The 25993-nt window shown below is 69.6% G+C and carries 26 protein-coding genes; 5 read left to right on the forward strand and 21 right to left on the reverse strand.

Annotation, left to right across the window (positions count from 1 at the left end; translation table 11 throughout):
- Nucleotides 1–3 precede the first annotated feature (3 nt).
- Nucleotides 4–534 carry a gamma carbonic anhydrase family protein gene (locus G6N75_RS08225; protein ID WP_165347866.1) on the reverse strand — a complete coding sequence of 177 codons (531 nt, stop codon included), beginning with the start codon at nt 532–534 and terminating at the stop codon, nt 4–6.
- Nucleotides 531–1892 (reverse strand): glutathione-disulfide reductase, encoded by a 1362-nt coding sequence (gene gorA / locus G6N75_RS08230; protein WP_165347867.1) that lies wholly within the window; start codon nt 1890–1892, stop codon nt 531–533. The genes G6N75_RS08225 and gorA overlap by 4 nt, the downstream gene beginning before the upstream one ends.
- A 112-nt stretch (nt 1893–2004) precedes the next feature.
- On the opposite strand from gorA, the gene G6N75_RS08235 reads away from it, so the two are divergent.
- From G6N75_RS08235 to G6N75_RS08245, 3 genes are all read left to right on the forward strand, one after another.
- Nucleotides 2005–4041 (forward strand): M3 family metallopeptidase, encoded by a 2037-nt coding sequence (locus G6N75_RS08235; RefSeq protein WP_165347868.1) that lies wholly within the window; start codon nt 2005–2007, stop codon nt 4039–4041.
- Nucleotides 4042–4045: 4 nt separating this feature from the next.
- On the forward strand, nt 4046–4816 hold the full coding sequence (gene xth / locus G6N75_RS08240; RefSeq protein WP_165347869.1) for an exodeoxyribonuclease III: 771 nt from the start codon (nt 4046–4048) through the stop codon (nt 4814–4816).
- A gap of 84 nt (nt 4817–4900) precedes the next feature.
- Entirely contained in the window at nt 4901–5938 is a 1038-nt protein-coding gene (locus G6N75_RS08245; RefSeq protein WP_165347870.1) for a hypothetical protein, read from the forward strand.
- Between the two features lie 19 nt (nt 5939–5957).
- Here G6N75_RS08245 and G6N75_RS08250 read toward each other — a convergent pair whose 3' ends face one another.
- Both G6N75_RS08250 and G6N75_RS08255 read right to left on the reverse strand, forming a co-directional pair.
- Nucleotides 5958–6452 (reverse strand): arsenate reductase ArsC, encoded by a 495-nt coding sequence (locus G6N75_RS08250; RefSeq protein WP_165347871.1) that lies wholly within the window; start codon nt 6450–6452, stop codon nt 5958–5960.
- Between the two features lie 89 nt (nt 6453–6541).
- The gene (locus G6N75_RS08255) at nt 6542–7111 is read right to left on the reverse strand and encodes a YSC84-related protein (protein ID WP_165347872.1); all 570 of its coding nucleotides are present in this window, start codon (nt 7109–7111) and stop codon (nt 6542–6544) included.
- An 81-nt stretch (nt 7112–7192) separates the two neighbouring features.
- Between G6N75_RS08255 and G6N75_RS08260 the strand changes: the two genes are divergently transcribed.
- A complete protein-coding gene (locus G6N75_RS08260; RefSeq protein ID WP_165347873.1) occupies nt 7193–7549 on the forward strand; it encodes a DMT family protein in 357 nt (118 codons plus the stop codon).
- Nucleotides 7550–7567: 18 nt separating this feature from the next.
- On the opposite strand, the gene G6N75_RS08265 is transcribed toward G6N75_RS08260, so the two are convergent.
- The 6 genes from G6N75_RS08265 to G6N75_RS08290 all read right to left on the reverse strand — a co-directional run bounded on the left by G6N75_RS08265 (nt 7568) and on the right by G6N75_RS08290 (nt 14849).
- Nucleotides 7568–7939, reverse strand: a complete 372-nt coding sequence (locus G6N75_RS08265; protein WP_165347874.1) for a Spx/MgsR family RNA polymerase-binding regulatory protein — start codon at nt 7937–7939, stop codon at nt 7568–7570.
- A complete protein-coding gene (locus tag G6N75_RS08270) occupies nt 7936–9939 on the reverse strand; it encodes a S9 family peptidase (RefSeq protein WP_165347875.1) in 2004 nt (667 codons plus the stop codon). The genes G6N75_RS08265 and G6N75_RS08270 overlap by 4 nt, the downstream gene beginning before the upstream one ends.
- Before the next feature lie 104 nt (nt 9940–10043).
- Entirely contained in the window at nt 10044–11879 is a 1836-nt protein-coding gene (gene glmS, locus G6N75_RS08275) for a glutamine--fructose-6-phosphate transaminase (isomerizing) (protein ID WP_165347876.1), read from the reverse strand.
- A 36-nt stretch (nt 11880–11915) separates the two neighbouring features.
- A complete protein-coding gene (gene glmU, locus G6N75_RS08280; protein ID WP_206203005.1) occupies nt 11916–13283 on the reverse strand; it encodes a bifunctional UDP-N-acetylglucosamine diphosphorylase/glucosamine-1-phosphate N-acetyltransferase GlmU in 1368 nt (455 codons plus the stop codon).
- A gap of 115 nt (nt 13284–13398) precedes the next feature.
- A complete protein-coding gene (locus G6N75_RS08285) occupies nt 13399–13842 on the reverse strand; it encodes a hypothetical protein (protein WP_165347877.1) in 444 nt (147 codons plus the stop codon).
- Nucleotides 13839–14849, reverse strand: coding sequence for a cytochrome D1 domain-containing protein (locus G6N75_RS08290; RefSeq protein WP_165347878.1), 1011 nt, complete (start codon nt 14847–14849; stop codon nt 13839–13841). Before G6N75_RS08290 ends, G6N75_RS08285 begins: the two co-directional genes overlap by 4 nt.
- A 73-nt stretch (nt 14850–14922) precedes the next feature.
- On the opposite strand from G6N75_RS08290, the gene G6N75_RS08295 reads away from it, so the two are divergent.
- Nucleotides 14923–16035: a polysialyltransferase family glycosyltransferase gene (locus G6N75_RS08295; RefSeq protein ID WP_165347879.1), complete on the forward strand. Its 1113-nt coding sequence runs from the start codon at nt 14923–14925 to the stop codon at nt 16033–16035.
- Between the two features lie 10 nt (nt 16036–16045).
- Here G6N75_RS08295 and G6N75_RS08300 read toward each other — a convergent pair whose 3' ends face one another.
- The 11 genes from G6N75_RS08300 to G6N75_RS08350 all read right to left on the reverse strand — a co-directional run bounded on the left by G6N75_RS08300 (nt 16046) and on the right by G6N75_RS08350 (nt 25782).
- Nucleotides 16046–16732: a hypothetical protein gene (locus tag G6N75_RS08300; RefSeq protein ID WP_165347880.1), complete on the reverse strand. Its 687-nt coding sequence runs from the start codon at nt 16730–16732 to the stop codon at nt 16046–16048.
- Entirely contained in the window at nt 16729–17646 is a 918-nt protein-coding gene (locus G6N75_RS08305) for a glycosyltransferase family 2 protein (RefSeq protein ID WP_165347881.1), read from the reverse strand. The genes G6N75_RS08300 and G6N75_RS08305 overlap by 4 nt, the downstream gene beginning before the upstream one ends.
- 16 nt (nt 17647–17662) lie before the next feature.
- The gene (locus tag G6N75_RS08310) at nt 17663–18844 is read right to left on the reverse strand and encodes an NAD(P)/FAD-dependent oxidoreductase (RefSeq protein WP_165347882.1); all 1182 of its coding nucleotides are present in this window, start codon (nt 18842–18844) and stop codon (nt 17663–17665) included.
- Nucleotides 18844–19338: a methylated-DNA--[protein]-cysteine S-methyltransferase gene (locus G6N75_RS08315; protein WP_165347883.1), complete on the reverse strand. Its 495-nt coding sequence runs from the start codon at nt 19336–19338 to the stop codon at nt 18844–18846. The genes G6N75_RS08310 and G6N75_RS08315 overlap by 1 nt, the downstream gene beginning before the upstream one ends.
- A 29-nt stretch (nt 19339–19367) precedes the next feature.
- Nucleotides 19368–20003 carry a DUF2238 domain-containing protein gene (locus G6N75_RS08320; RefSeq protein WP_165347925.1) on the reverse strand — a complete coding sequence of 212 codons (636 nt, stop codon included), beginning with the start codon at nt 20001–20003 and terminating at the stop codon, nt 19368–19370.
- A 61-nt stretch (nt 20004–20064) separates the two neighbouring features.
- Complete coding sequence (locus tag G6N75_RS08325) at nt 20065–20475, reverse strand: gamma-glutamylcyclotransferase family protein (RefSeq protein ID WP_165347884.1); 411 nt, start codon at nt 20473–20475, stop codon at nt 20065–20067.
- Entirely contained in the window at nt 20472–20807 is a 336-nt protein-coding gene (locus G6N75_RS08330; protein WP_165347885.1) for a hypothetical protein, read from the reverse strand. Before G6N75_RS08330 ends, G6N75_RS08325 begins: the two co-directional genes overlap by 4 nt.
- Complete coding sequence (locus tag G6N75_RS08335; RefSeq protein ID WP_165347886.1) at nt 20804–21391, reverse strand: class I SAM-dependent methyltransferase; 588 nt, start codon at nt 21389–21391, stop codon at nt 20804–20806. Before G6N75_RS08335 ends, G6N75_RS08330 begins: the two co-directional genes overlap by 4 nt.
- A gap of 45 nt (nt 21392–21436) precedes the next feature.
- A complete protein-coding gene (locus G6N75_RS08340) occupies nt 21437–22276 on the reverse strand; it encodes a class D beta-lactamase (RefSeq protein ID WP_165347887.1) in 840 nt (279 codons plus the stop codon).
- Nucleotides 22273–23049, reverse strand: coding sequence for a class I SAM-dependent methyltransferase (locus G6N75_RS08345; protein WP_165347888.1), 777 nt, complete (start codon nt 23047–23049; stop codon nt 22273–22275). Before G6N75_RS08345 ends, G6N75_RS08340 begins: the two co-directional genes overlap by 4 nt.
- Before the next feature lie 6 nt (nt 23050–23055).
- The gene (locus G6N75_RS08350; RefSeq protein WP_165347889.1) at nt 23056–25782 is read right to left on the reverse strand and encodes a winged helix-turn-helix domain-containing protein; all 2727 of its coding nucleotides are present in this window, start codon (nt 25780–25782) and stop codon (nt 23056–23058) included.
- Nucleotides 25783–25993: the final 211 nt, after the last annotated feature.

Genomic DNA, 25993 nt, shown 5'->3' on the forward strand with positions numbered 1-25993 from the left:
CCCTCACTCCTCAAGGTAGCGGTCCTTCAACCGCACGTAGTGAGCGGCGGAATAGCGCAGCATTTCCAGCTCTTCCGGACTCAGCGGCCGCACGCGCCTGGCCGGGCTGCCGCGGTAGAGGCTGCGCGCCTGCAGCCGCTTGCCCGGCGGCACCAGGCTGCCGGCGGCGAGAAACACCTCGTCCTCCAGCACTGCGCCGTCGAGGATGGTGGAACTCATGCCCAGCAGGCAGCGGTGGCCGACGGCGCAGGCATGGAGCATGACGCGGTGGCCGACCGTGACCTCCTCGCCGATCACCAGCGGCAGGCCGCCGGGGGAGTAGGGCCCGTCGTGGGTGACGTGCAGCACGCTGGCGTCCTGGATATTGGTCCGGGCGCCGACGGTGATCGAGTTGACGTCGCCGCGCAGCACCGCGGTCGGCCATACCGAGGCGTCGTCGCCGATGTCCACCCGCCCGATCACGACCGCGCTGGGATCGATCCAGACCCGGATGCCGAGCTTCGGGTGCTCCTCGCAATAAGGGCGCACGTTCACTGCCGTTTGCTCCGCAGCGTCACCAGTTCCTCGGCCGCGGTCGGGTGGATGGCCACCGTGTCGTCGAAGTCGCGCTTGGTCGCGCCCATGCGGACCGCCACGGCGAAGCCCTGCAGCATCTCGTCGGCGCCCGCGCCGATGACATGGCAGCCGACGATGCGTTCCTCGGGCCCGGCGGTGACCAGCTTCACGGCCGCCGGCACCTTGCGCTCGCCCATGGCGTAGAGCATCGGGGTGAAGCGGCTCTCGTAGACCGCGACCTCGTCGCCATAGCGCGCGTGCGCCTCCGGCTCCGTCACGCCGACGGTGCCGATGGGCGGATGGCTGAAGATCACGGTCGGCACGCAGTCATAATCCAGCTTGCTGTCGGGCATGCCGCCGTAGAGCCGGTCGGCCAGGCGGCGGCCGGCGGCGATGGCGACCGGCGTCAGCGCGATGCGTCCGGTGACGTCGCCGATGGCGTGGATGCCCTCGACGTTGGTGTCCTGCCACTCGTCCACCGGGATGAAACCGTCCTCGTCGGTGCGCACCCCGGCCTCCTCCAGGCCGAGCCCGTCGGTGTTGGGCTCGCGGCCGATGGCCCACAGCAGCAGGTCGAAGCCGCCGAGGCGCCGGCCGTCGGCCAGTTCCAGCGCGATGCCGTCCTCGCCCTGGCTGGCGGCCACCGGCACGGCGTGGGTCTCGATTGCGATCCCGTCGCGCCGCATCTGGTCCATCAGCAGTTCGCGCAGCAGCGGGTCGAAGTCGCGCAGGACCCCGTCGCGCCGGGTGGCGATGGTGACCTCGCTGCCCAGGCTGTCGAAGACGCCGCCGAGCTCGACCGCGACATAGCCGCTGCCGGCGATCAGCACGCGCTGGGGCCGCGACTCGAGGGTGAAGAAGTCGTCCGAGGTGATGCCGAGCTCCGCACCCTCGATATCCGGCACCGCCGGCCGGCCGCCGGTGGCGATGATGACGCGTCCGGCGCGAACTTCTTCGTCGCCCACCGTCACGGTGTCGCGTCCGGTCAGCGTGGCCCGGCCGCGCAGCAGGGTGACGCCGCGCTTCTCGAGGTTGCCGGCGTAGATGCCGTTGAGGCGGTGGATGTAGGCGTCGCGGCGGGCTTTCAACCCGGCCCAGTCGTGGGCTCCCGCCGTGACTTCGAAGCCGAAGCCGGCGGCGGCTTCCAGCGCGTGCGCCGTTTCGGCCGCGTACCACATGACTTTCTTCGGCACGCAGCCGACGTTCACGCAAGTGCCGCCTAGCGGGCCGTATTCCGCCACGGCCACGCGCGCGCCGTACTCCGCGGCGCGCTGGGCGGCCGCGAGGCCCCCGCTGCCGGCGCCGATGACGACCAGGTCGTAGTGTTGTTCTGGCATCTGTCCCTTCCTTCGAGCCGAAGCACCATTCTAAACGGGGACAGTCCCCAGGACCGGGCCTGGGGACAGGCCCCACGTGATAACATCCGGCGCCCGGAACAACGGAGGGACGATGGACAACCCGCTGCTCGACCAGGCCGGCCTGCCCGCCTTTTCCCGCATCCGCCCGGCGCACGTGGAACCCGCGGTCCGCCAGGTACTGGCGGAGAACCGCGCCCGCATCGAAGAAATCCTGGCCACGGCCGAGCCGCCGCGCTGGGATAGCCTGGTCATGCCGCTGGAAGCCCTCGACCACCGGCTCGCCCGCGCCTGGGCGCCGGTCGGGCACCTCAACGCCGTCCACAACACCGCCGCCCTGCGCAAGGCCTACAACGCCTGCCTGCCGCTGCTGTCCGACTACAGCAGCGAGCTGGGCCAGCACGAAGGGCTGTTCCGGGCCTTCGAGCGCGTGCTGGCGGAGCAGGGACCCGAACTCGAGCCGGGCCAGCGCAAGATCCTCGAGGACGCGCTGCGCGACTTTCGCCTCGCCGGCGTCGCGCTGCCGCCGGAGCCGCGCGCCCGCTTCCGGGCGATCATGCAGGAACTCTCGTCCCTGGGCGCCAGGTTCGAGGAGAACCTGCTCGACGCGACCCAGGCCTGGCGCCTGCACGTGACCGACGAGGCGCGGCTCGCCGGCCTGCCGGAGGGCGCGAAGGAGCGCGCCGCCGAGGCGGCCCGCACACGCGGGCTCGACGGCTGGTTGCTGACGCTGGATTTCCCCAGCTACCACGCAGTCATGTCCCACGCGACCGACCGCGAGCTGCGCCGCGAGATGTACCAGGCCTGGGTGACCCGCGCCTCGGACCACGGCCCGGCGGCCGGCCGATACGACAACGGCCCGGTGATGGCCGACATCCTCAGGCTGCGCCAGGAGGCGGCCCGCATCCTTGGCTTCGCGAACTACGCGGAGCTGTCGCTGGAAACCAAGATGGCCGCCTCCGTCGACGAGGTCCGCGGCTTCCTCGAGGACCTCGCCGGCCGCAGCCGCAAGGCCGCCGAGCAGGAACTCGCCGCGGTCCATCGCTTTGCGGGCGAGCCGCTCGAGGCCTGGGACATTGCGTTCTGGTCCGAGCGGCTGCGCGAGCACGATTACCAGGTCTCAGACGAGGAGCTGCGCCCCTATTTCCCGGCCGGGCGCGTGATGTCCGGCCTGTTCGACACCGCCGCGCGGCTGTTCGGCATACGCATCGTGCCGGGCGGCGAGGTCGAGACCTGGCACGCCGACGTCGAGTTCTTTCGCCTCGAGGACAGCGACGGCACCACCGTCGGCCACCTCTACACCGACCTCTACGCCCGCGAACAGAAGCGCGGCGGCGCCTGGATGGACGAATGCCAGGGCCGAGCCCGCTTCGGCGACGAGGTCTCGCTGCCGGTGGCTTTCCTGGTGTGCAACTTCATGCCGCCGGTCGGCGAGCGTCCGGGGCTGCTGAGCCACGACGACGTGGTGACCCTGTTCCACGAGTTCGGCCACTGCCTGCACCACCTGCTGACGAAGGTGGAATGGCCCAGCGCCGCCGGGATCAACGGGGTGGCCTGGGATGCCGTCGAGCTGCCGAGCCAGTTCCTGGAGAACTTCGCCTGGCACCCCGAGGTCGTCGAGCGCCTGTCGGGCCACTACCAGTCCGGCGAGCCGCTGCCGCGCGCGCTGCTGGAGAAGCTGATCGCCAGCCGTAACTTCCAGTCGGCCATGCAGATGCTGCGCCAGGTCGAGTTCGCGCTGTTCGACATCCGGCTGCATGGCCGCGAGGCGACCGACGCGGCCGGCATCATCGAGGAGCTGGACACGGTGCGGCGCCAGGTCGCGGTCGTGCCCTACCCCGACTTCAACCGCTTCGCCCACAGCTTCTCGCACATTTTCGGCGGCGGCTACGCGGCCGGCTACTACAGCTACAAGTGGGCCGAGGTGCTGTCGGCCGATGCCTTCGGCGCCTTCGAGGAGCGCGGCGTGCTCGATCCCGAGACCGGCCGCCGCTTCCGCGAGTGCATCCTCGAGGTCGGCGGCAGCGTGGAGCCCATGGACGCCTTCATCGCCTTCCGCGGCCGGCCGCCGGAGCCCGGCGCGCTGCTGCGGCTGGCCGGCATCGACGGGGACACGGCCTCGGCCGCCTGACGCCATGCGCATCGCCAGCTGGAACGTGAACTCCCTGAAGGTGCGGCTGGAGCAGGTGCTCGACTGGCTGGAGGCCCACCAGCCCGACGTGCTCGGCCTGCAGGAGACCAAGCTCACCGACGCCAACTTCCCCGCCGAGACGTTTCGCGAGCTGGGCTACCATGTCAGCTTCAGCGGCCAGCCGACCTACAACGGCGTGGCGCTGATCTCGCGGGCGCCGCAGCACGACGTGGTCACCGACCTCGACGGCCTCGACGACCACCAGCGCCGCGTGCTCGGCGCCACTATCGACGGCATCCGGGTGCTCGACCTCTACGTCCCCAACGGCCAGGCGGTCGGCACCGAGAAGTACGCCTACAAGCTCCACTGGCTCGAGCAGCTGCATAACCACCTCGCGGTCGAACTGGCGCGCCACCCGCGCTGCGTGGTGATGGGCGATTTCAACATCGCGCCCGACGACCGCGACGTGCACGACCCGGAGGAATGGGCCGGCAAGGTGCTGTGCAGCGAGCCCGAGCGGGCCGCCTTGCAGCGAATCCTGGACCTCGGTTTTGCCGACACCTTCCGGCTGTTCGACCAGCCCGAGAGTGTGTTCAGCTGGTGGGACTACCGGGCGGCCGGCTTCCGGCGCAACCGCGGCCTGCGCATCGACCTGGTGCTGGCCAGCAAAGACCTCGCCGGCGCCTGCAAGCACTCCACCGTGGACGTCGAGCCGCGGCGCAACGAGCGGCCCTCCGACCACGCCCCCGTCGTAGCAGTGTTCGAGCCGGCCTGATTCATGGCCGGGGCCCTGTGACCCCGGTCACAGAACCGGCCGGGCGGCATGGCGGGGCCTGCTGCGCTGCCATAGACTTGTGCCATGGAAGCTGCCGGAAACAAGGGCCGCGTGATCATGCTGCGCGACCGGCGCAGCGATCACGACGTCACCAACAGCGTGTTGCTGACGCGTTGGGAATCCGTCTGGGAGATCATCCACGACAGCTTCACCCGCCTCTACCCGGGCGTGCCGCTGCAGCTGCTGCGGCGCGCCTTCGAGGACTTCGACACCCTGTTCCGCGGCCGCATGCCCGGCTATCTCGGCTGCGACACCGTTTACCACGACATCCAGCACACCCTCGACATGACGCTGGCCATGGGCCGGCTCATCGAGGGCCACGAGCTCTCGGTCGGCAGCGAGGAGCGCCTCGGCGCGCCACGGGCGATCCTCGGCATCATCTGCTCGCTGTTCCACGACTCCGGCTACATCCGCCACGCGCGCGACGAGGCCCAGCTGAACGGCGCCGTGTTCACCCGCTCCCACGTGACCCGCAGCGCCCAGTTCCTCGACCGCTACCTGCACGAGATCGGCATGGGCGCCACCGCGCACATCGCCCGGCAAGTCGTGCACTACACCGGCTACGAGGTGCGCATCGACCAGATCAGGGTGGAGCGTGAGAAGGATCGCCGGCTGGGCCACATCATGGGCACGGCCGACCTGCTGGCCCAGATGTCGGACCGGTGCTACCTCGAGAAATGCCGCGACCGGCTCTACCCCGAGTTCGTGCTGGGCGGCATCGCCATCTGGCGCGAGCCGTCGGGGCGGGTGGTCACGCGCTACCGTTCGGGACTGGACCTGCTGCGCCAGACCCCGGCCTTCTTCCGCCAGGTCTGCTACCCGCGCCTGGACCGGGCCTTCGGCGGCGTATACCGCTTCATGGACGCCGTGTTCGACGGCCGCAATCCCTACATGGTCGCTGCCGAGCGGAACCTGTTCTACCTGGAGCGGGTGCTGGAAGGCGAGCGCTGGCCGCTGCTGCGCCGCCATCCCAGCTGCGAGCTGGCCGAGCCGGACGCCCTGGAGCGCAGCCGGCGCATGGTCGCCGAGCGGTTGCGGGAGCTGCGGGCCGAGGCCGCCTGAGGAGCCAGGCCGCCGCGCCTCAGCTGCGGCCGATCTCGTCCACTTTCTCCTGCAGCCGCAGCCGGTCGAGGGTGGCGAAGGGCAGGTTGACGAAAATCGAGATGCGATTGCGCAGCTCGCGGTAGGTCCGCGCGAAAGCCGCTTTCCGCTCGATCTCGGTGCCCTCGACGGCAGCCGGGTCGGGCATGCCCCAGTGCGCCGTCATCGGCTGGCCCGGCCAGACCGGGCAGACTTCCCCCGCGGCGTTGTCGCAAACGGTGAAGACAAAATCCATCCTCGGCGCATCGGGCTCGGCGAACTCGGCCCAGTCCTTGCTGCGCAGGCCGTCGACCGGGTGCCGGTTATGCTCCAGCTCGTACAGGGCGAGAGGATGGACCGCGCCCTTCGGGTGGCTGCCGGCACTGAAGCCCCTGAAGCGGCCGCCGCCGAGCTTGTTGACCAGGCTCTCGGCGATGATGCTGCGCGCGGAATTGCCCGTGCACAGGAAGAGCACGTTCATGACCTTGTCCGACATGGCTGACCCCGGGTGTTGGTGGCGGCGGGCAACGGGCGAGGGTGAGGGTTGCTTGTTACAGAAAGATGACAGCCGGCATCGGCGCGCAGTCAGCCTTTCGGCTTGAAGGAGAACGTCTGGCCGCCGACCGAGGCCTCGAACATCAGGCCGCCCTTGGCGATCACGAAGGTCGCCATGCCCTTGTAGAACTCGCCGACCGTGGTCGCGTCCTTCTTGCCGCCGCTGGCCCCGGCGCTGGTCCCGGTGGTGCCCGCGCCCGCGCTGGCTCCCGCGGTCACGACCACGGCGCTCGCCTGGGCGCCGAACTCGAAGTTGCCCGAGGTGAATTCGTCGAAGGCCCGCTGGTCCTTGAAAAAGATGATCTGGCTGTAGGCCTGGCCGCCGGCCTGCAGGCCGATGGTGATCTGGGTCAGCACCGTGTCGCCCACGTAGGCGCCGCCCCGGTACACCCGGCCCTCGCCGCGCGCCCCCCCGATGCCGAGCCCGCCCTTGCCCACGGTCGGGAACACCGCGTAACCGTAGCTCTTGTCGAAGAACTGGGCGCTCTCGCCGGCGTTCTTGAACAGCTGGATGGTCTCGGCGTACCTGTCGGCGGAGGCGGGGGTGGCGCAACCGAGCAGGATCGCGCTCAGGGCAATGATGCGGATGGCGAGGCTCATGGGGATGCTCCGTGTGCGTGGGGCTGTAGGCGGAACATGATAACCGGATTATGATGCGCGCCTCGCCCCGGAGTCGCGTGCATGCGCCGGATCGGACTGACCGTCCTGCTCCTCTCGCTCAGCAACGTGTTCATGACCTTCGCCTGGTACGCCCACCTGAGAGGCCTGGCGGCCAAGCCCTGGATCATCGCCGCCCTCGCGAGCTGGGGCGTGGCGCTGTTCGAGTACCTGCTGCAGGTGCCGGCGAACCGGATCGGCTACACCGTGATGAACCTCGGCCAGTTGAAGATCCTGCAGGAGGTGATCGCGCTGACGGCGTTCGTCCCGTTCGCGTTCTTCTACATGAAGGAGCCGCTGAAGCTGGATTACCTGTGGGCGGCCCTGTGCATCATGGGCGGGGTGTTCTTCATGTTCCGGGGCAAGCTGTTCGGCGCGTGACTCCGGTGCCTCTGCGGCCTACTTGCTCAGGCCGAAGCGCGCCTTCCAGGCCTTGTCGCTGAAGCCGACGCTGACGGCGCCGTCGGCGGTCACCAGCACCGGCCGCTTCACCAGCGCCGGGTGCTCCCTGAGCAACAGCGTCCACTCCGGGTCGCTGCCGGGCGCCTTGCGCGCCTCCGGCAGCTGGCGCCAGGTGGTGGACGCCCGGTTGACCAGCTTGTCCCAGCCGCCCAGTTGCGCGGCCCAGTCCTTGAGGACCTCCGGCGCGACGGGGTTGGCGCGGTAGTCCACGAACTCGTGCTCGATGTCGAAGCGCTTCAGCCAGTTGCGCGCCTTGCGGCAGGTGTCGCAGGTGCCCAGCCCGTAGACGATTACGCCGGGCCCGCTCATTCGCCGCCGCCCGCCGCTTTCGCCCTGGCCCCACCGAGGTGGCGGGCAAGGAAGTCCAGCAGCCTGGTGTAGTACTCGATGCGCCGCTGCTCGTCGTAGAAACCATGGCCTTCGGTCGGATAAATCAGCGTCTCGACCGGCACCTCCGCGCGCTGGAGCGCGGCGGCCATCGCCTCGGTATGCTCGACCGGCGCCACCTCGTCCTCCCCGCCCGCCGCCAGGAACACCGGCACCTTGATGCGGTCCGCCATGTCGGTGGCCGAGCGCCCGGCCAGGCTGTCCTCGTCGCCGAGCCAGTCGTTCAGCCAGGTGACGCTGGACTTGCCCCGGCGGCTGTCGTCCCGGTACATCCGCTGCAGGTCATAGACGCCGACGTAGCCGGCCGCGCACTGGTAAAGGTCGGGCTCGCGGGCCGCGCCGACGAGAGCCGCATAGGCGCCGTAGCTGGCGCCATAGATGCAGATCCGCTCGGGATCGGCGATACCCTGCTCGATCGCCCAGCGGGTGGCGTCGGTGACGTCGTCCTGCATCGCGAGGCCCCACTGGCGGGCCCCGGCCTGGTAGAAGGCGCGCCCCCGGTTGCCGGAGCCGCGGAAGTTCACTTGCAGTACGGCATAGCCGGCCCTGGCCAGCAGCTGTACTTCGTCCGAGAAGCTCCACGTATCGAACACGCCGAATGGCCCGCCATGCGGCAGCACCACCAGCGGCAGCCGGCCCTCGGGAGCGCCGCGCGGGCGAGTCAGGTAGCCGTCCAGCTCGAGACCGTCGCGAGCCTCGAGCCTGATCGGCTCCATGGTCGCCATGTCTTCGGGCCAGAGCCATTCGCGCCGGCTGATGACGCGGGAGGCGCCCATGGTTTCGCGGTCAAACAGGAAGAAGTCGCCCGCATTGGTGTCGGCGGACACCTGCACGAGCGACAGGCCGCCATCCTTGGTGGTGGACGTGACCAGAACCGCCTGTCCCTCGAACGCCGCCTCCAGCGTCCGCTGCAGGCGCGCCTCGGCGGCGGCGTCGTCGAAGAACACCGTGCGCGGGGTCCCGTCCATCAGCGCGAGGCCGACCGGCGCATGGGAGGCCCCGGTCTCGCGGATCACCCGCCAGGGGTCCACGTCGTCGTCGCGGAACACCGGCTTGCGCTCGCCGGTCCCGACGTCGAAGGCGACCACGCCGTCCGGGCCCTCGGGGTATTCCGTCTGCAAATAAGCCAACTGGTCGTCGGGCGAGAAGCCGAGCACGAATTCGAACTGGCCGGTCTGGGATTCGTCGTTGACCAGCCGCCACTCGTCGCGTTCTTCGGCGCGGTAGTAGAGCTTGCTGAAGTTGTCGACCCCGGTGCCGCGGGCGAAGCGCACCACGCCCTGGTTGTCGGTCGTGAAGGTGGCGCGCTCGACCGGCACGCGCGCGACAGTGCTGCGCCGACCGGTGTAGACGTCCATGCGCTCGGCCCGCGCGAAGGGCTCCTCGGTGAAAGGCCAGATCGCCACAATGACGTGCTGGTCGTCGTTTGGCAGGTCGTCCACGAGGTAGGCCGCCACCCGCTCGGCCTCGCGCCGCCGGATCCGGCTGCCGGTGCTGTCGCCCTCGACCCGGTACCCGACGAGGTTGACCAGGCGATCCCCGTCGGCGTCCACTGCGAACAGTTCGCCGGTCAGCCGCGGCTCGGCCCGCTCGCCGGACGCCTCGGACATGCTCATCAGCACGCGGTCGTCGTTGACCCAGGTGAACTGCTCGACGTGCGTGTTCTTGCCGAGGGAGAACGCCGCGGTGCTCTTGCCGGTGGCGCGGCTGATGATCACCAGACCCGTATGATCGTCACGCGGCACCGTGGCCGCGAGGTACTCGCCGGTCGGGGAGATCTTGATGTTCTTGAAGGTGTCGCGACGGACGAATTCCGAGACGTCGACTGCGGCGAGCGCGGTATCCTCGGCCGCTAGCGAAGGCGCGTACCCGCCAGCGACGGCGGACAACAGTACAAAGACCAGGCTCCTGGCGTAAACCATGCGGGGATTCCTCCGGCCTGAAGCCAAGGTCGGCCGTATCTGGGCAATCTAGCCCAGGCGATATGGGGTTGTTAGCTGTGGTTTCCCGCAGCCGGCCTGGCGCCCTACTCCACCGTCACCGACTTCGCCAGGTTGCGCGGCTGGTCCACATCGGTGCCCTTGAGCACAGCGACGTGGTAGGACAGCAGCTGCAGCGGGACGGTGTAGGCGATCGGCGCCTGGAAGTCCTCGATGTGGGCCGGCATTTCCAGCACCGTCACGCCGGGTCCGTTCTCGACGTGGGAGTCGGGGTCGGCGAAGACGAACAGCTCGCCGCCGCGGGCGCGGACTTCCTGCATGTTGGCCTTCAGCTTCTCGAGCAGCTCGTTGTTCGGCGCCACGATGATCACCGGCATGTCGTCGTCGACCAGCGCCAGCGGGCCGTGCTTGAGCTCGCCGGCCGGGTAGGCCTCGGCGTGGATGTAGGAGATTTCCTTCAGCTTCAGCGCGCCCTCCAGCGCCACCGGGAACTGGATGCCGCGGCCGAGGAACAGGGCGTTGTGCTTGTCGACGAAGCGCTCGGCCAGCAGCTCGATGGCGGGGTCCATCTCGAGAATCTTCTCCAGCAGCGCCGGCACGCCGGCGAGCTGGCGCACCAGGTCGGCCTCGGTCTCGGCGTCGAGGCCGTTGCGCCGCGCCAGCGCCAGGCCGAGCAGTGACAGCGCGGCCAGCTGGGTGGTGAAGGCCTTGGTGGAGGCGACGCCGATTTCGGGTCCGGCGCGGGTCATCAGCACCAGGTCGGACTCGCGCACCAGCGCGCTCTCGGGCACGTTGCAGATGCCGACCGTGGCGAGGTAGTCCATTTTCTTGGCCGCGCGCAGCGCCTCGAGGGTGTCGAGGGTCTCGCCCGACTGGGAAATGGTGACGTAGAGGGTGTCGGCGGGCACCACCGGCTGGCGGTAGCGGTACTCGCTGGCGATCTCGACCATGCACGGGATGCGGGCGTACCTCTCGATGAAATACCGCGCCACCATGCCGGCGTGGTAACTGGTGCCGCAGGCCACGATCTGCACCGCGCGCACTTTCTCGAAAATCTTCTCCGCCGCCGGGCCGAAGGCCTGGGCCAGCACCTTGCCGGCGCCGATGCGCTCGCTCAGCGTCTCGGCCACCGCCCGCGGCTGCTCGTGGATCTCTTTCTGCATGAAGTGGCGGTACTGGCCCCGCTCCATGGCGTCGGCCGACAAGGCGCTCTCCTTCTCGGCGCGCTGGACTTTGCGGCCCTCGGCGTCCTCGATGGTGACCGCCTGGCGCGTGACCAGGGCGATGTCGCCTTCCTCGAGGAAGATGAAGCGCCGCGTCACCGGCAGCAGCGCGGCGACGTCGGAGGCGACGAAGTTCTCGCCGATCCCGAGGCCGAGCACCACCGGGCAGCCGGCGCGCGCCACCACGATCCGGTCGGGGTCGTCGGAGCTCATCACCGCCAGCGCGTAGGCGCCCTCGAGATCGGCCACCGTCCGCTTCACCGCGGCCTGCAGGTCGCCGCCCTCGCCCAGGTAATGCCGGATCCGGTGCGCGACCACCTCGGTGTCGGTCTCGGACTCGAATGTATAGCCCAGGCCCTGCAGCTCGCGCCGCAGCGTCTCGTGGTTTTCGATGATGCCGTTATGGACCAGCGCCAGGCCGGGCCCCGACACCTGCGGATGCGCGTTGCGCTCGCTCGGCACGCCGTGCGTCGCCCAGCGGGTGTGGGCGATGCCGCAATTGCCGCGCAGCGGCGCGGCGTCGAGCGAGTCCTGCAGCCGCTGCACCTTGCCCTCGGTGCGACGGCGCTCGATGGTGCGGCCGTCCACCTCGATGGCGAGGCCGGCCGAGTCGTAACCCCGGTACTCCAGCCGCCGCAGTCCTTCCATGAGGATCGGGACCACGTCCCGCTCGGCGATGCCGCCAACGATTCCGCACATGTGCCTGTTCCCGCCCGGCGGCGCGCCTGCGCCGCCTCAGTTGCTCTTTTTCACGGGCCGCTTCCAGCCGCGCACCGTGACCTGCTTGCCGCGCGCCACCGTCAGCTCCCCGGCCGGCGCGTCCTTCGACACCGTGGAGCCGGCGCCGATGGTGGCGCCTGGCCCGATCTCCACCGGAGCCACCAGCGCCGTGTTGGAGCCGATGAAGGCGTCGTCGCCGATCACGGTGCGATGCTTGTTGGCGCCGTCGTAATTACAGGTGATCGTGCCCGCGCCGACGTTGACGCGCGTCCCAATCTCCGCGTCGCCGATGTAGCTCAGGTGGTTGACCTTGCTGCCGGTGCCGACGCGGCTCTTCTTCAGCTCGACGAAGTTCCCGACCTTGACGCCCTCGGCCAGCACCGCGCCCGGCCGGAAGCGGGCGAAGGGGCCGAGCTCGCAGTTCGGGCCGATGTCGGCCTCCTCGATCATGGTGTTGGCGTGCACCCGGCAGCCGGCGCCGAGGCGGCTGTCGCGGATCACCACGTTGGGGCCGATCACCACGTCGTCGCCGAGGACCACGACCCCCTCGAAGATCGCGTTGACGTCGATCACCACGTCGCGGCCGCACTCGACCCGGCCGCGCACGTCCACCCGCGCCGGGTCCACCAGGGTGACGCCGGCGGCCATCAGTTCCTCGGTGATGCGCTTGCGCAAGGTGGTCTCCAGGCCGGCCAGCTGCCGGCGGTCGTTGATCCCCAGCACTTCGGTCATGGTCGGGGCCAGCATCGCCTCCACCGGCACGTCGTCGGCCACCGCCGCGGCGACGACATCGGTGAGGTAATACTCGCCCTGTGAATTGTTGTTGCACAGCCCCTCGAGCCAGGCCCGCAGGCGCTTGGCCGGCGCCGCCATGATGCCGGTGTTGACCTCGCTGACCCGGAGCTCCGAGTCGCTGGCGTCCTTCTGCTCGACGATGCGCACCACGCGCCCGGCGGCCTCGCGGATGAGCCGGCCGTAGCCGGTCGGGTCCTCGAGGCGGACGCCGAGCACCGCCAGCGACCCGCCCCGCGCCTTCTCGACCAGCGGCTTCAGCGTCCGGGCCTCGATCAGCGGCACGTCGCCGTAGAGCACCAGCACCGTGGAGTCGTCCGGGATGGCCGGCATCGCCTGCGCCACCGCGTGGCCGGTGCCGAGCTGCTCGGCCTGCAACACCCAGTTGACGTCCGCGTCGGGGAAGGCCGCGGGCACGGCGTCGCCACCATGGCCGTAGACCACGTGCGTGGCATGGGCCCCGAGCCCGAGCGCCCGGCCCAGGACGTGCGCCAGCAGGGGCCGGCCGGCGAGGGGCTGCAGCACTTTCGGCCGGGCGGACTTCATCCGGGTGCCCTGGCCGGCGGCGAGGATAACGACGTGCAAAGCCATGTTTTTATTGGTCCTCGATAAGGCGGCGCATCATAGCGCAGGCGGGCGGAGGCACTACTGTGGATATTTTACCCACAGGCATCCCCGCTCCTGCAGGTCGCTGTGGATAAGATTTTCACTTGAACCGCTCCCGGGCGCTGTCGAGGGCCCGCGCCAGCCGCTCCGGCTGGTCGGTGCCGAGCCGGAACCGGCTGCCGTCCCGCAGGGTGATCTCCACCGCGTCCAGCCCGGAAACGCTGTACAGCATCCCCCGCGGCGTGATGCGCCAGCCGAGGCCCCAGTACCAGGGATTGCGCACCACCTCGACGTTGGCAATCTCCGCCAGCGGTACCTGCTTGCGCAACACGCCGGGGCCGAACCAGAACAGCAGCGACGACGCCGTGATCTGCACGCTGAGGGACGAGAACACGACCGCAATCGCGACCAGCACGCCGAAGACTACGAGCAGCGCGGGGTGGGCGGCCACCGGGCCCAGCACTACGAGGAGGCCCACGACGATGGCGCCGACCAGCCAGAGCATGGTCGTGCCGGGCTGCTTGTGGCTGTAGAGCGTCTTCACGGCAGCGCCACGATCCCCAGCGCGTCGGGCTCACGGCCGGTTTCCCAGCGGTCGATGATTTCCCAGCTGGCGGTGTCGATCACGGCCAGCTCGTTGCCGCCGCTGATCGCCACGAAGGCCCGGCTGCCGTCCGGGGAGATTTCCACCCCGATCGGCAGCGCGGTGGTGCCGAGCAGGGTCTCCTGGTACTCGGCGTCGGGGTCGGCCACCTGGACGGTGGCGACGAGCTCGCGGCTGGCGGTGTCGAACACCGACAGCGTCGCGGCGCGGGCGTTGGTCACCAGCGCGCGGCGGCCGTCCGGGCTGACGGCGATGCGGATCGGGAACCCCGGCGACTCGAGCGTCGCCAGCACCTCCAGGCTCTCCTCGTCCACGACGCTGACGGTGTCGTCGGCCCGGTTGGTCACCCAGATCTCGCGGCGGTCGGCCACCACCGCCACGCCCTCGGCGCCGGCCCCGGTCTCGATCGAGCCGATCACCTTGCCTTCGTGCACGTTCACTTTCTCCAGGGTGCCGGCGGAGATGTTGGTGACATAGGCGAAGCGGCCGTCGCGCGACGCGGCCACCATGTGGGCCGTACCCTCGCCGACTGGAATGCGGGTTTTCACGTTTCCCCGCGCAGCGTCCACCACCAGCAGGCTGTCGCTGCCCTCGGTGGTCACGGCCAGCAGGTAGCCGCTTAGGAAGGCCATGCCGTGGGGCCGGGTGTTCTCGCCCAGGTCCACCACGCGCGCCATGCGGCCGGCCGGCCACTCGATCACGCCCAGCGTGTTGCCGGTGGTCTCGCGGTCGCCGTAATTGCTCACCACGGCGTAGCGAAAGTCGGAGGACACCTCGATCTCGTGCGGTCCGACCTCGGTGGCGAATTCGGCCTGCTTCTCGCCGCTGGCGAGATCGAGCGCCCAGATGGACCGGGCGCTCTTGTTGCCCACCAGGAGCACGTCGGCGCAGGCGGCCCCCGCGACGAGCAGGCAGGCCGTCGTGGCAAGGAGGGTCGACAGTCTCATAGAATCACCTTCGGTCGCTGGACGGGCCGGCCCAGATGATATCGCGTTCGTATTCCCGAGGCAGGTTTTGGCAGTGACTGGCAACTACTACTACTTTATTTCCTCTCCGCTGCATTTCCTGCTCGCCGTGAACATGGCGATCCGCTACCGCGAGGCGCGGAACATCGCGGTGATCTCCTCCCGCATCGAGAGCAACGCCAGGCTGCTGGGCGAGGTGATCCGGCGGGACGGCCGGGTGTTCTGCGACCTGATCATGCTGGAAAGCGGCCCCGGCAAGGGCCACGGCAGCAAGGCCCGGCAACGGAAACAGCGGATGCAGGTCCTGCGCGACTACCTCGGGCAGCACCCGGCGGAGAAGATCTTCACCGGCAGCGACCGGCACGTCGAGTTCCAGTACGCCATGCATGTCGCCCATGGCCACGACCCGGCCGTGCAGGGCATCTACCTCGACGACGGCCTGCATACCTATCTCGGCTCGCGCCGGATGCACAGCTTCCAGCACAAGTACGGCGACGCCCTGCTCAAGAAGCTCTATTACGGCACCTGGTGGAAGAACCCGGTGATCCTGGGCACCTCGGGCTGGATCTCCGAGGTCTATGCCGTGTTCCCGGAGCTGGTGCACCCGGTCTACCGGGAGCTGGGCAAGAAAGTGCTGCCCTTCGACAGCAGCTACTTCGCCACCCGGGCCTTCGAGCACATCTCGGGCGTGCTGGCCGAGGTGACCGGGCTCGACCGCGAGACCCTGGGCCAGGTCGACTTCGTCCTGCTGCTGACCCACGAGCAGCACTACATCGACCCCTGGGCCCACACCGAGCGGATGATGCAGATCATGGGCGCGCACGCGCCGCAGGAGCGCATCGCCCTCAAGGCGCATCCGCGCTCCAGCCTGCTGCCGGAGCTCCGCCAGCGCTATCCGCGCGCCGTGCACCTGGACAACCGCGTCGGCTTCGAGCTGCTGGTGCCGCTGCTCCACGAGAACTGCGTCTTCATCGCCGACATCAGCAGCTCGCTGTTCACCGTGAAATGGCTGCAGCCGAAGCAGCGCGCCTTCGCGGTCGAAGTGCCCCATCCGACCATCGAGCATTACCGCGGCGAGGTCCAGGCGCTGTTCGACCGGATGGGGATCCGCCGCGTGTCCTACGACGAGCTGGAGGCGACGCTGACGCAGGACGCCGCACCAGCGTGAGTAGGCCGCCTCAGTCCGCGGGCCGCCAGCGAGCGTGGGCCCAGAGCTTCTTCAGCTTCGCCACCAGCGGGTGCCGCTTCACGCCGCGGGTGCGGCCGATGTCGCCCCAGTCGTCGGCATCCAGGCCGTAGGCCGAGAGCCGCTCGACCAGCGACTCGACCGAGTCATTGTCGATATCGAACTCGATCAATTGCGCCGGCCGGTCGGCCATGAAGGCGCGCACCTCGGCCAGGTGGGTGTCCCACTCCTGCCGCCAGAGCTCGGCCAGCACCTCCTGCGAGTCGATGCCGCGCTGGCGCATCACCCGCTGGGCGAACTCGCCGTGGCCGTGCTTGAGGCGGGAGCGGATCCAGTCCTCGCGGTCGCGCACGTTCAACAGCAGGATGGTGTCCGGGTAGTCGCGCATGATCTCGCGGAAGCACCGGATCGGCTCGAAGGCGTCGCTCTCGGTCTGGTAGATCAGGTCGGCGTAGAAGACGTGGCCTTCCATGCCGGCGAAGATCCTGCGCCCGGCCTCGAGGTTCTCGCGCATCAGCAGCCCGGCGTTGCGGCTGCGGCGGAAGGGCCGGCGCAGCTTGTACTTCACCACCGGGTGGCCGGCGCCGCGGAACAGCTGCTCGAGGCTGCGGGTGCCGCACTTGTGGTAGCCGATCTGCACGACCCGGGGCAGCGCGGTCGCTGGGCTCTGTCCTGTCATTGCTTCGGTCCCTCGCGCAGCCGCAGCTGCAGGCGGCGAATGGACGTGCGCAGCCGCGCCGTCCATGAATCCTGCTGGTAACGGCCCTTGCTGACGTGCCGGATGCGATATACGCCGGGCACCTCGACCGGCACGCCCTGGCTCCGCAGCAGCCAGCGGAAGGCCCGGTCCTCATGGGCCTTGGCCCAGCGCGCCACCGGCTTCTGGTAGGTCTTCAGCTGGCCACAATATCCGACCGCTCGGGCGACGTCGCCATGGGCGATCTGCAGCGGCCCGGTGGCGCGGCCGCGCTCCATCGGGGCGTAGCCGGTGGTATCGAGCGCCAGCACGCGTGGCGCGCCCTTGCCGGCCTCCAGCACCGGGTCGCCGGGCTCCAGCGGGGTCGAGACGTGCTCGACCCGGGGGAACACCAGGGCGTCGCGCCGGCCCTGCAGCGCCAACGCGAGGCCGTCGAGGCAGCCGACGCCGAACACCACGTCGCAGTCGGTGAACCAGACCCAGTCGGCCCCGGAGTTGCGCGCCGCGTGGTCCCGGCCGATGGCGCGGCGGAACAGGCGGTACTTGTCGAGGGGCTGCCAGTTCCAGGTGACGCCCGGGATCTCCATCGCCCCGAAATGCTCGAGGAGCGCCGCCGTGTCCCGGTCCTCGGGCGAGTAGTACACCGTCATGGTGACGTCCGCCCCGCTCGGCGGGTGCAGGACCATGGAGCTCAGCTGGTAGGCCTGCATGTGGGCGTAGCCCCAGCAGTGGCTGACGATCTCTATGCGCAGCCGGCCGGCCGCGGCCTTGCGCCCGGACTCCGGCGGGAGTTCCTTCAGGAACCAGCTCGCCGGCACCCAGCCGCTGGCGGCCAGGCGCAGGAACAGCAAGGCGATGCGGTCCCACAGGGTCTCGCGCGGGGTGGCTGTGCTCATGGCCGGGCTCGGTTCATCAGGCATATTGTCCCGCGGCGTGGCCCGAAGCCCAAGCCCACTGGAAATTGTGGCCGCCGAGGTGCCCCGTCACGTCCACCACCTCGCCGATGAAATACACGCCCGGGTGGTCGCGGCACTCCATGGTCTTGGATGAGAGGGCGCCGGTGTCGACCCCGCCGATGGTGACCTCGGCGGTGCGATAACCCTCGGTGCCCGCCGGATACACCGTCCAGGGCTGGCAGGCGGACGCAGCCCGCTCGATGTCGGCGTCGCTCAGGTCCGCCAGCGGCTTGTTGCCGGTCCAGTGCTCGCACCAGCGCTGCGCCATGCTCTTCGGCAGGGTCTCGGCCAGCAGGGTCTTGAGCTCCACCCGCGGCCGGCCGCGACGCCCGGCGCGCAGCCGCTCGGCCAGGTCCGCGCCGGGGAAGAGGTCGATCTCCAGCGGCTGCCCGGGCAGCCAGTACGACGACGCCTGCAGGATGGCCGGGCCGCTCAGGCCGCGATGGGTGAACAGGATGTTCTCCCGGAACGCGGCGCCGCCGGCGCGGGTCACCGTCTCCACGGACACGCCCGAGAGCCCGTCGAGGCGGGCGAGCAACCGCGGCGCCAGCGTGACCGGCACCAGCGCCGCCCGGGTCGGCTGGATCGCCAGCCCCAGCTCGCGGGCGAAGTCGATGCCGAAGCCGGTGGCGCCCAGCGAGGGGATCGAATAGCCGCCGGTGGCGATCACCAGCGATTCCGCCAGCAGCGGGCCCTGCGGCGTCTCCAGCCGGTGCGGCGGGCCGAGCTGCGCGATGCGGGTCGGCGCATGCGTCAGCACTGCCGCGCCCACCGCCGCGCACTCCGCCAGCAGCATGCGGACGATATCTTTCGAGGAGCGGTCGCAGAACAGCTGGCCGAGTTTCTTCTCGTGGTAGGAGATGGCGTGCTTCTCCACCAGCGCCACGAAATCCGCCGGCGTGTAGCGGCTCAGCGCCGACTTGGCGAAGTGCGGGTTGGCGGAGAGGAAATTCCCGGGCGTAGAGTGGATGTTAGTGAAATTGCAGCGCCCGCCGCCGGACATGAGGATCTTCTTGCCGACCTTGTTGGCATGATCCAGGACGCGGACACTGCGGCCGCGCGCACCGGCCGCGATGGCGCACATCAGTCCGGCGGCGCCGGCGCCGATGATCGCGACATCGACGCCGGTTTCGGCCATCAGGCGATATCCACGCCCTCGCGGGAGAGCAGCTTGCGTTTCATCGGCAGCCCACCGCCAAAGCCGCCGAGGCTGCCGTCGCTGCGCACCACCCGGTGGCAGGGCACCAGCAGGGGCACGGGATTGGCGCCGCAGGCCTGCGCCGCGGCGCGCACCGCCCGCGGGTTGCCGGCGCGGCGGGCCAGCTCGGTGTAGCTGATGACCTCGCCGCGAGGAACCCGGGCGATCGCGCGCCACACCCGGCGCTGGAAATCGGTGCCGCCGAGGTCCAGCGGCGGCAGCGGGCCCGGGGCCGGCTCGGCGAGCCAGCGGGTGACCAGCGCCGCCATCCCGGCCAGCCCGGCCTGGTCCCGGACCAGCTCGGCGCCCGGGAACCGCCGCGCCAGTTCCTGTTTCAGGGCCGCCGCGTTGCCGTCCAGGCGGATCGCGCAGAGTCCCTTCTCCGAGCGGGCAACTCCAAGCGGGCCAATGGCTGTATGGATTTGCGTATACAAAATACGTCTAGCGGGCCGGGATTTGGCCATTACTCCGACTCCTTGAGGACGCCCATCGCCCGGAGCTGGCGATCGTGCAGGCGGGACAGCAGCAACAGCGCCGTGATCGCTCCGAGCAGGGCCCAGAACATATCCGACTGGGTGTCCCAGGTGTCGCCCTGGGTGCCGAGAAACTCGTGCGCGTCCTGGCCCATGGCGAGCCCGGCCCACCACTCGATGAGTTCATAAAAAGCACTGATTGCAAGGGCGATGCAGACGCAGAGGAAATGCAGCATGGCGCGGCCGTTCACATAGTAGCCACGCACCAGGATCTCGCGCGCGATTAGCGCCGGGACGAAGCCCTGCATGAAATGGCCAATCTTGTCGTAGGGATTGCGCATGGTGCCGAGGAGGTCCTGGAGCCAGAAGCCGAGCGGCACGTGGGCGTAGGTGTACGCGCCGCCGTAGATCAGCACCAGCGCGTGCAGCGCAATCAGCACGTAGAGAAGGTGCGTCAGCGGATAGCGACGATAGGTGAGCGCAAGGATCGGGGCCGCGATAAGCACCGGCGCGACTTCCATCCACCAGGTGATGCGGTCGCGCGGCTCGACGCCCGACGCGACCAGCGCGACGGCCACGACCAGCGCAAGACCCGACACCAGCGCCAGGCGGTTCACGGCCACCATGCCTCCCCTGCGGATACGTCGCGCCATTCTGGCAGCAAGCCCCGGGCGCGGAAAGCGAGGTTCAAGGTCGCTCCGCCGCGGCGTCGAGGTAATCACCCGAGGCGATGCGGCGGCCGCGTCCCATCGGCCCGGCATAACAGTAAACCCAAGCCGTCATGATCTCCCCGGAATCAAGCACGACGTTCGCCTCGCGACGCACGAACAGCGAGCGCTCCGGCCGGTGCGGGTCATAGTCCTCGTAGCCATCGAGCCCGGCGAGGGCGCGGCGGTCGCCGAGCTCGTAGAGCTCGCCCAGCACCCAGTCTTCACGTGTGACCGCGTGTACCAGCCCCGGGTAGGCGCCGAGATTCAGCAACCGGCCGCGCACCCGGCCGCGGCCGAGGCACTCTGCGGGGTCGCCGAGCAGCTCATGCCGGCTGCCCGGCGCATCCCGGCGCAGCGAGCCATAAACGAACAGGCGCGTGTTCCTCACCACTTCTTGGGCAAGCGCGGATCTTCCGGGCCGAATCGCTTGTAGCGCGCGCGCCGCTGCTTGCGTTCGATCTCGCGCCGGCGCTGCTCGGTGAAACCACGGCCCCAGCGCTCCTGCCAGGCGGCCGCGAAGCTTGCGTATACCGTATACAAGCCGCTCCATTCCAGCAGCGGCCGCAGGCCGAAACCGAGGAACAATACCAGCAAGACGTGCCAAATCAACCAGTTACCAGCCACGACCAGGGTCAGGGGCAACAGGGACACGATAGCGATGAAGATGCCTCGAGCCAGCGGGCCGTACTCGAAGCGATGGCCGGAGACGCGGCGGCTCATGGCTTGCGCGCGATCGCCTGGACCACCGAGGACAGGCCGGTGTGGCCCCGGCCCTCGATGACCTCGCGTTCCAGTTCCTCGAGATGGAGGAATTCCAGCCCCGCCAGCTCCTCGCGGAGCATGTCGGCGGTCACCAGCAGGTCTGCCGACCTCGGCCCGCCGGTGCCGCGCCCCATCTGCTCGGGCGTGTAAGCCTCCAGCAGCAGGATGCCACCCGGCTTGAGCGCGCCGGGAATCCTCGCGTAGACCTGGCGGCGGACCTCGGGCGGCAGGTGGCCGAAGATCGACACGACAGCATCCCACCGCCCGGATCCCAGCTCATAGCCCGCAAGATCGGCGCAGATAGTCTCAATTTCTACGCCATTGTCTGCTGCCAGCCGCCGTGCCTTGGCCAACCCCACCGGCGAGTGGTCGACGGCCGTGACCCGGAAACCGAGGCCGGCGAGATAGACGGCATTGCGGCCCTCCCCCTCGGCCAGGCTCAGCACGTCGCCCGGCGCCAGCTCCGCCGCATGCTCCTCGAGGAAGCGGTTGGGCTCCGTGCCGTAGATGTAATCTTCAGCGCTGTATTTTTCGTCCCACATGCCCGTATTGCTTCCTGCCTCGACCAGTTTTCGGTAGCGGCCAGTCTAGCCTTCGCCGGGCCAGGCCCCAATACGCCGCAGGAAGCTGCGCGCCATCTCGCCGCGGAAGGCGGCGATCGACTCGAAGCTCGGCCCGCGCACGTACAACGCGTAGGCCACGGGCGGGGCATCGGGCCGATCCACCCAGCCCACCAGCCAGCCGGCGAAGGGCCCGTCCATGTTACCGCCCTCGGTCGGTCCGGAGCCGGTCTTGCCGTGCAGCCGGTAATCGCCCCGCTCTTCCAGCAGGCTGGCTTCAACCAGCGCCGCCACGTGCGCCGGCCTTACCGGCAATTCGCCCTGCACGAGGCGGGCGATGAACTCCGCCTGCCCGCGTGGCGAGATCGCCAGCGGCCCGGCCAGCCAGAAGACGTCGCTGCCGTCGGGCGCCATGGCGTTGCCGTAGCCGAAGGCCCGGAGCATCTCGCGGTAGCGCGGGCCGCCGACTTCGAGCGCCACATCCTGGAAATACCAGACGGTCGAGCGGCGGAAGGCCTGCGCCAGCGACTGGTCCTCGCGCCACGCCTCCGACCACCACGGCTGCGCCGGACGGCGCGCGGGATCGCGCTGCCGGACATGGTCGAGCGAATCGGCGACGCCGGTTTCGAGCGCGATGAGCAGGTTCGGCATCTTGAAAGTGGAGTAGGGCGCGTGGAGCTCGCCGGCACGCTCGGGCGCCCACGCAAAACGCCGGCCGTCCTCGAGGTCGATGGCGTAGAAGATCGCATCGCGGCCGTCGAGTTCCGCCGTGACGCCCGCGTCGGCGATGACCTCGGGCCCGGCGGGCTCCGCTGCGGCAGCGGGTGTCACCAACAGCCATACCAGCGCGAGCGCAGCGGCCTTCATCCGCGCTTGCCTCCGACGAAGATGGTCTGCGGGTAGCAGCCTTCCCCGAGGAGGTACTGGTCGTAAGCGCCCTCGAGCGGCACCGCGAGCATGTCGAGCCCGGCGGCGTCGAAGGCCTCGTCCCAGGCCCGGCGCGGAAAGAGTCCTAGAACATGGCGGTCGGTGTGAACGCTCAGCTCGCCTTCGCACCGGACCAGGTACACCAGGGTCGCCTCGTAGCAACCGGGCCGGGCCGGGTCGACGCGGTTATTTTCCAGCACCGTGAGGTGGACGCCTTCGCGCTCGCCGATATAGGCGAAGTTATTGTCCCGGAACGTCTCGGCCGGCTTGGCCACGACGAGGACCGCGCCGCCCGGCCGGAGATGCAGCGCGGCCGTCTGCAGCGCCGCGTCGAGATCGTCGCGCGTCACCATGTAGTCGACGCTGTCCGGGATGATGACAGCGTCGAACTCCCGGCCAAGCCGCAGCGTGCGCATGTCGGCCTCGAGGTACTCGACGTCCGGGTTCGCCGCGCGGGCGAGCGCGAGCATGCCCGGGCTGACGTCGACGCCGGTGACGGCGAACTGGCGCTTGAGGAGGCGATCGTAGCCGCCGGCGCCGCTGCCGAGATGGAGCAGCGTCCGCGGCGCCGGGCGCGCCGTCGCCCGCAGCAGCCGGACGATGTTTGCGACCGCGGCCTCGCAGTCGGCGGGATCGCTCAGCAGCTCGTCAGTCCAGGCGAGCTCGTTGTAGGCCAGCCAGCGGGGCGGCGCGCCGGGCGTGGAATCGCTCACCGTTCTTCAGCGTCCCTTGGCGAGAGCCGCGCGGAACGGCGCGATGATCCAGTCCTGCATGCCGTCTTGCTCCATGCCTGCGATGGTCCGTTCCAGCAAGGCAGTCCCGTCTGCGCGTCGTCCGTCGAGCAGCATCGCCCAGCCACGGAGCGCGGCGATGCGAGCCGGCCACTCCTCGCCCGGGCTGCCGGCAGCGAGCTGGGCCGGATCGAGTCCTTCGATCAGGGCCGCCGCCCCGACGCTATCGCCCGCGCCGAGCAGCGCCTGCGCCAGGTAGTAGTTCATCACCTGGACGCCGGGTGTGCCCGGTCCCATCATCCGCTCGAACACGTCGCGCGCTGCCATCAGCTTCGGCATGGCGCTGGCGGCGTCGCCGAGCTGGACCAGGATGACGCCTTCGTTCCCGCCGGCCATGACGCAGGTGAGATGCTCCGCCCCCTGGGTGGCACACGCCGTCTCCCGCACGGCGGAGATTAGGGGCAGGGCCTCGGCCCAGCGTCCGTCGGCCGCATAGAGATTACCGAGGACACTCTTGCCCTCGGCCAGCTGGGTGGAGTCCGGGCCGAAGGCCTCCTCCAGTTCGACGAGCGCCTGGTTGAGCACCGGCTCGGCATCGGCAAGGCGGCCGGAATGGAGCAGCGCAGCCCCATAATGCAGCCGCGCGGTCGCAAGGCGCGCAGCAGGCACGCCGGCCTCGGCGAAACGCGCGCCGTCCTGGAGCTTTTCCAGCAACTCGACCGCCTCGTCCTGCCGGCCGGTCCTGACGTAACCCTGCGCGAGATCGAGGATGAGGCCGTGCCTGGTCCGGGCGTCGTCGGGCGCCGCGCTCTCGAGGCGCGCCAGCGCCTCCTCGTATGCCGCCACGGCCGGCTCGATCTGGGCCTGCATCAGGTGCAGGCGCCCGCGCGCCCGCGTTGCGGCAAGCGCGACGCCGTCGTTTTCTACGCCGGCCTCTGCCGCGTCCACGTCGGCCGCATCGATGATCTCGCCAGCCTCCGCGTACGCCGAGGCATTCACCAGCGACTCGCCGAGGCGGTAACGCGCTTCGAGCGTGCGGGGATGGGCGTCCCCGAGCATCCGGGCGAACAGTGCAGCGACCCGGCGCCGGTGTTCGGCCGCGGTCCTGAAATCCTGCAACCCGGTATAGATCTCCCCCGCTGTCTCGCGAATCGAGGCCTCCATGGCAGGATCGGCCGCGAACCGGCCCTCGATGCGGTCGGCGGCGCGGGCCAGCGCGTCGCGCAGGGTCGCGTCATAGCCGGCATCGGACTCGCGTGGATCGGCGCTGAGCATGATGTCACGCAGGAACGTCGCCGTCGCCTCGGCGCGCGCGGCCTGTTCCTGCGCCATATGCTGGGCCTCGCGCGCCCGCAGGAACAGCATGCTGCTGGCGGTCACGCCGGCCAGCAACACGATCCCGGCCGCCATCACCCACGGCCGCCGCGAACGCGCCCGGTCCAGCGCAGCCTGCGCCGCGAGCGCGCGCTTTTCCGTCTCCTCGACCCGGGCGCGCTCGGCCCGGCGCTCCTCGAGGTCGCGCAGACGCTGCGCCAGCTCGGCCGCCGACGCGATGCGTTGCGCGGGATTGCCGGCGGTCGCCCGGGCGATGTCGCGCACCAGGAGCTCATCGGCGATGTCGTGTTCCCAGCCGGTCGTCAGCGGGCGGCGGAGGTCGCCCGCCAGGACCTGGTACAGCAGCACGCCGAGCGCGTAGACGTCGCTCTTGGCGGTTGCCGGCTCGCCGGCGATGATCTCGGGGGCGATATACAACGGCGTGCCGAAGCTCGAGTCGCTCGTGGCGTCGCGGCTCCGCGTCAGGCCCAGGGGCGTGACGCCCAGTTCGTCGAGCCGGCCCGGCTCCATCAGGCGGCCGCTGCCGAAATCGGTGAGCCGGATCCTGAGCCGGCCATCGACTTCTTCTTCGACCAGGATGTTGGCGGGCTTAAGGTCCTTGTGCAGCACGCCGACGTCGTGGGCGGCAGCGACCGCCTCGATGGCGCGCAAGGCAAGGTCGAGACGCTCGTTCAAGGCCAGCGCCGCCAGATTCCCATCCTGGTCCGCCCACTCGAGCAGGCTCTGCCCGCCATACTCGCATTCCAGGAAGAAGGGCTCGGTGGCGAAGTTCCAGTCGATGAGGCGGACGATGTCGTCCCGCTCGCCCAGCGTCTCGCGCAGCACCCGAGACAGGGTCGCCTCGCGCTTCAGCGCCGCCAGCCGTTCCCCGTCGGTGCTGAACTTGTATACGCGGCGCTCGCCAGTCTTGTCATGGACGGCCAGCCAGACCTCGCTGCCGGCCGTACTCGACAACTGGCGCGCGAGGCGGAAATTCGGCCGCCCGGGCACGGCCTGGTCGGCGGCCAGGTCCAGGCGGCTGACTAGGCGCCGGCCGGTCGCAATACGCTCGAGCCTGCCGTCGAAGCGGTAGCCGACTCGCGGCTTGGTGACGATGAAACCCGCATTGGCCTCGCCGAGCGCCTTGCGCAGCTTCGCGACCGCGTTGGCGAGGACGTTCTCGACCGTGACGCGGCCTTCCCAGACCGTGTCGAGCAGTTCTTCCTTGGTGACCACCTCGCCGGCGTTGCGCAGCAAGATACGCAGCACTTCGAGCGGGCGCCGCTCCAGCTCGACTGCCAGGCCGGCAACCCGGAGCTCGGACCGCGACTCGTCGAACTCCGCCGCCCCGAAACGGTAGAGATAAAGCGTGCCCTGGCGCGAAGGCTCCGAATCACTCATTGGACAGGTCGCTCCCTGCAAGGAACGTGTCCCGGGGCAATCACCCCATCGTCAGCGCGTCGCCTCCATGCTGCAATGCTGCAAAGGCGCACACAAGCCGCTGATTCGCCAAGGGACTCTAGCGCGTTAGAAATTCGTTAGCAAACCGTGACGGCTTCCGCACGCGCCTGCGCCATCCTCATCCCGCACCACGCAGCATGAGCAGAGGGGG

Origin of the sequence: Thioalkalivibrio sp. XN8, assembly GCF_011058255.1 — a bacterium.
Lineage (GTDB): Bacteria > Pseudomonadota > Gammaproteobacteria > Steroidobacterales > XN24 > XN24.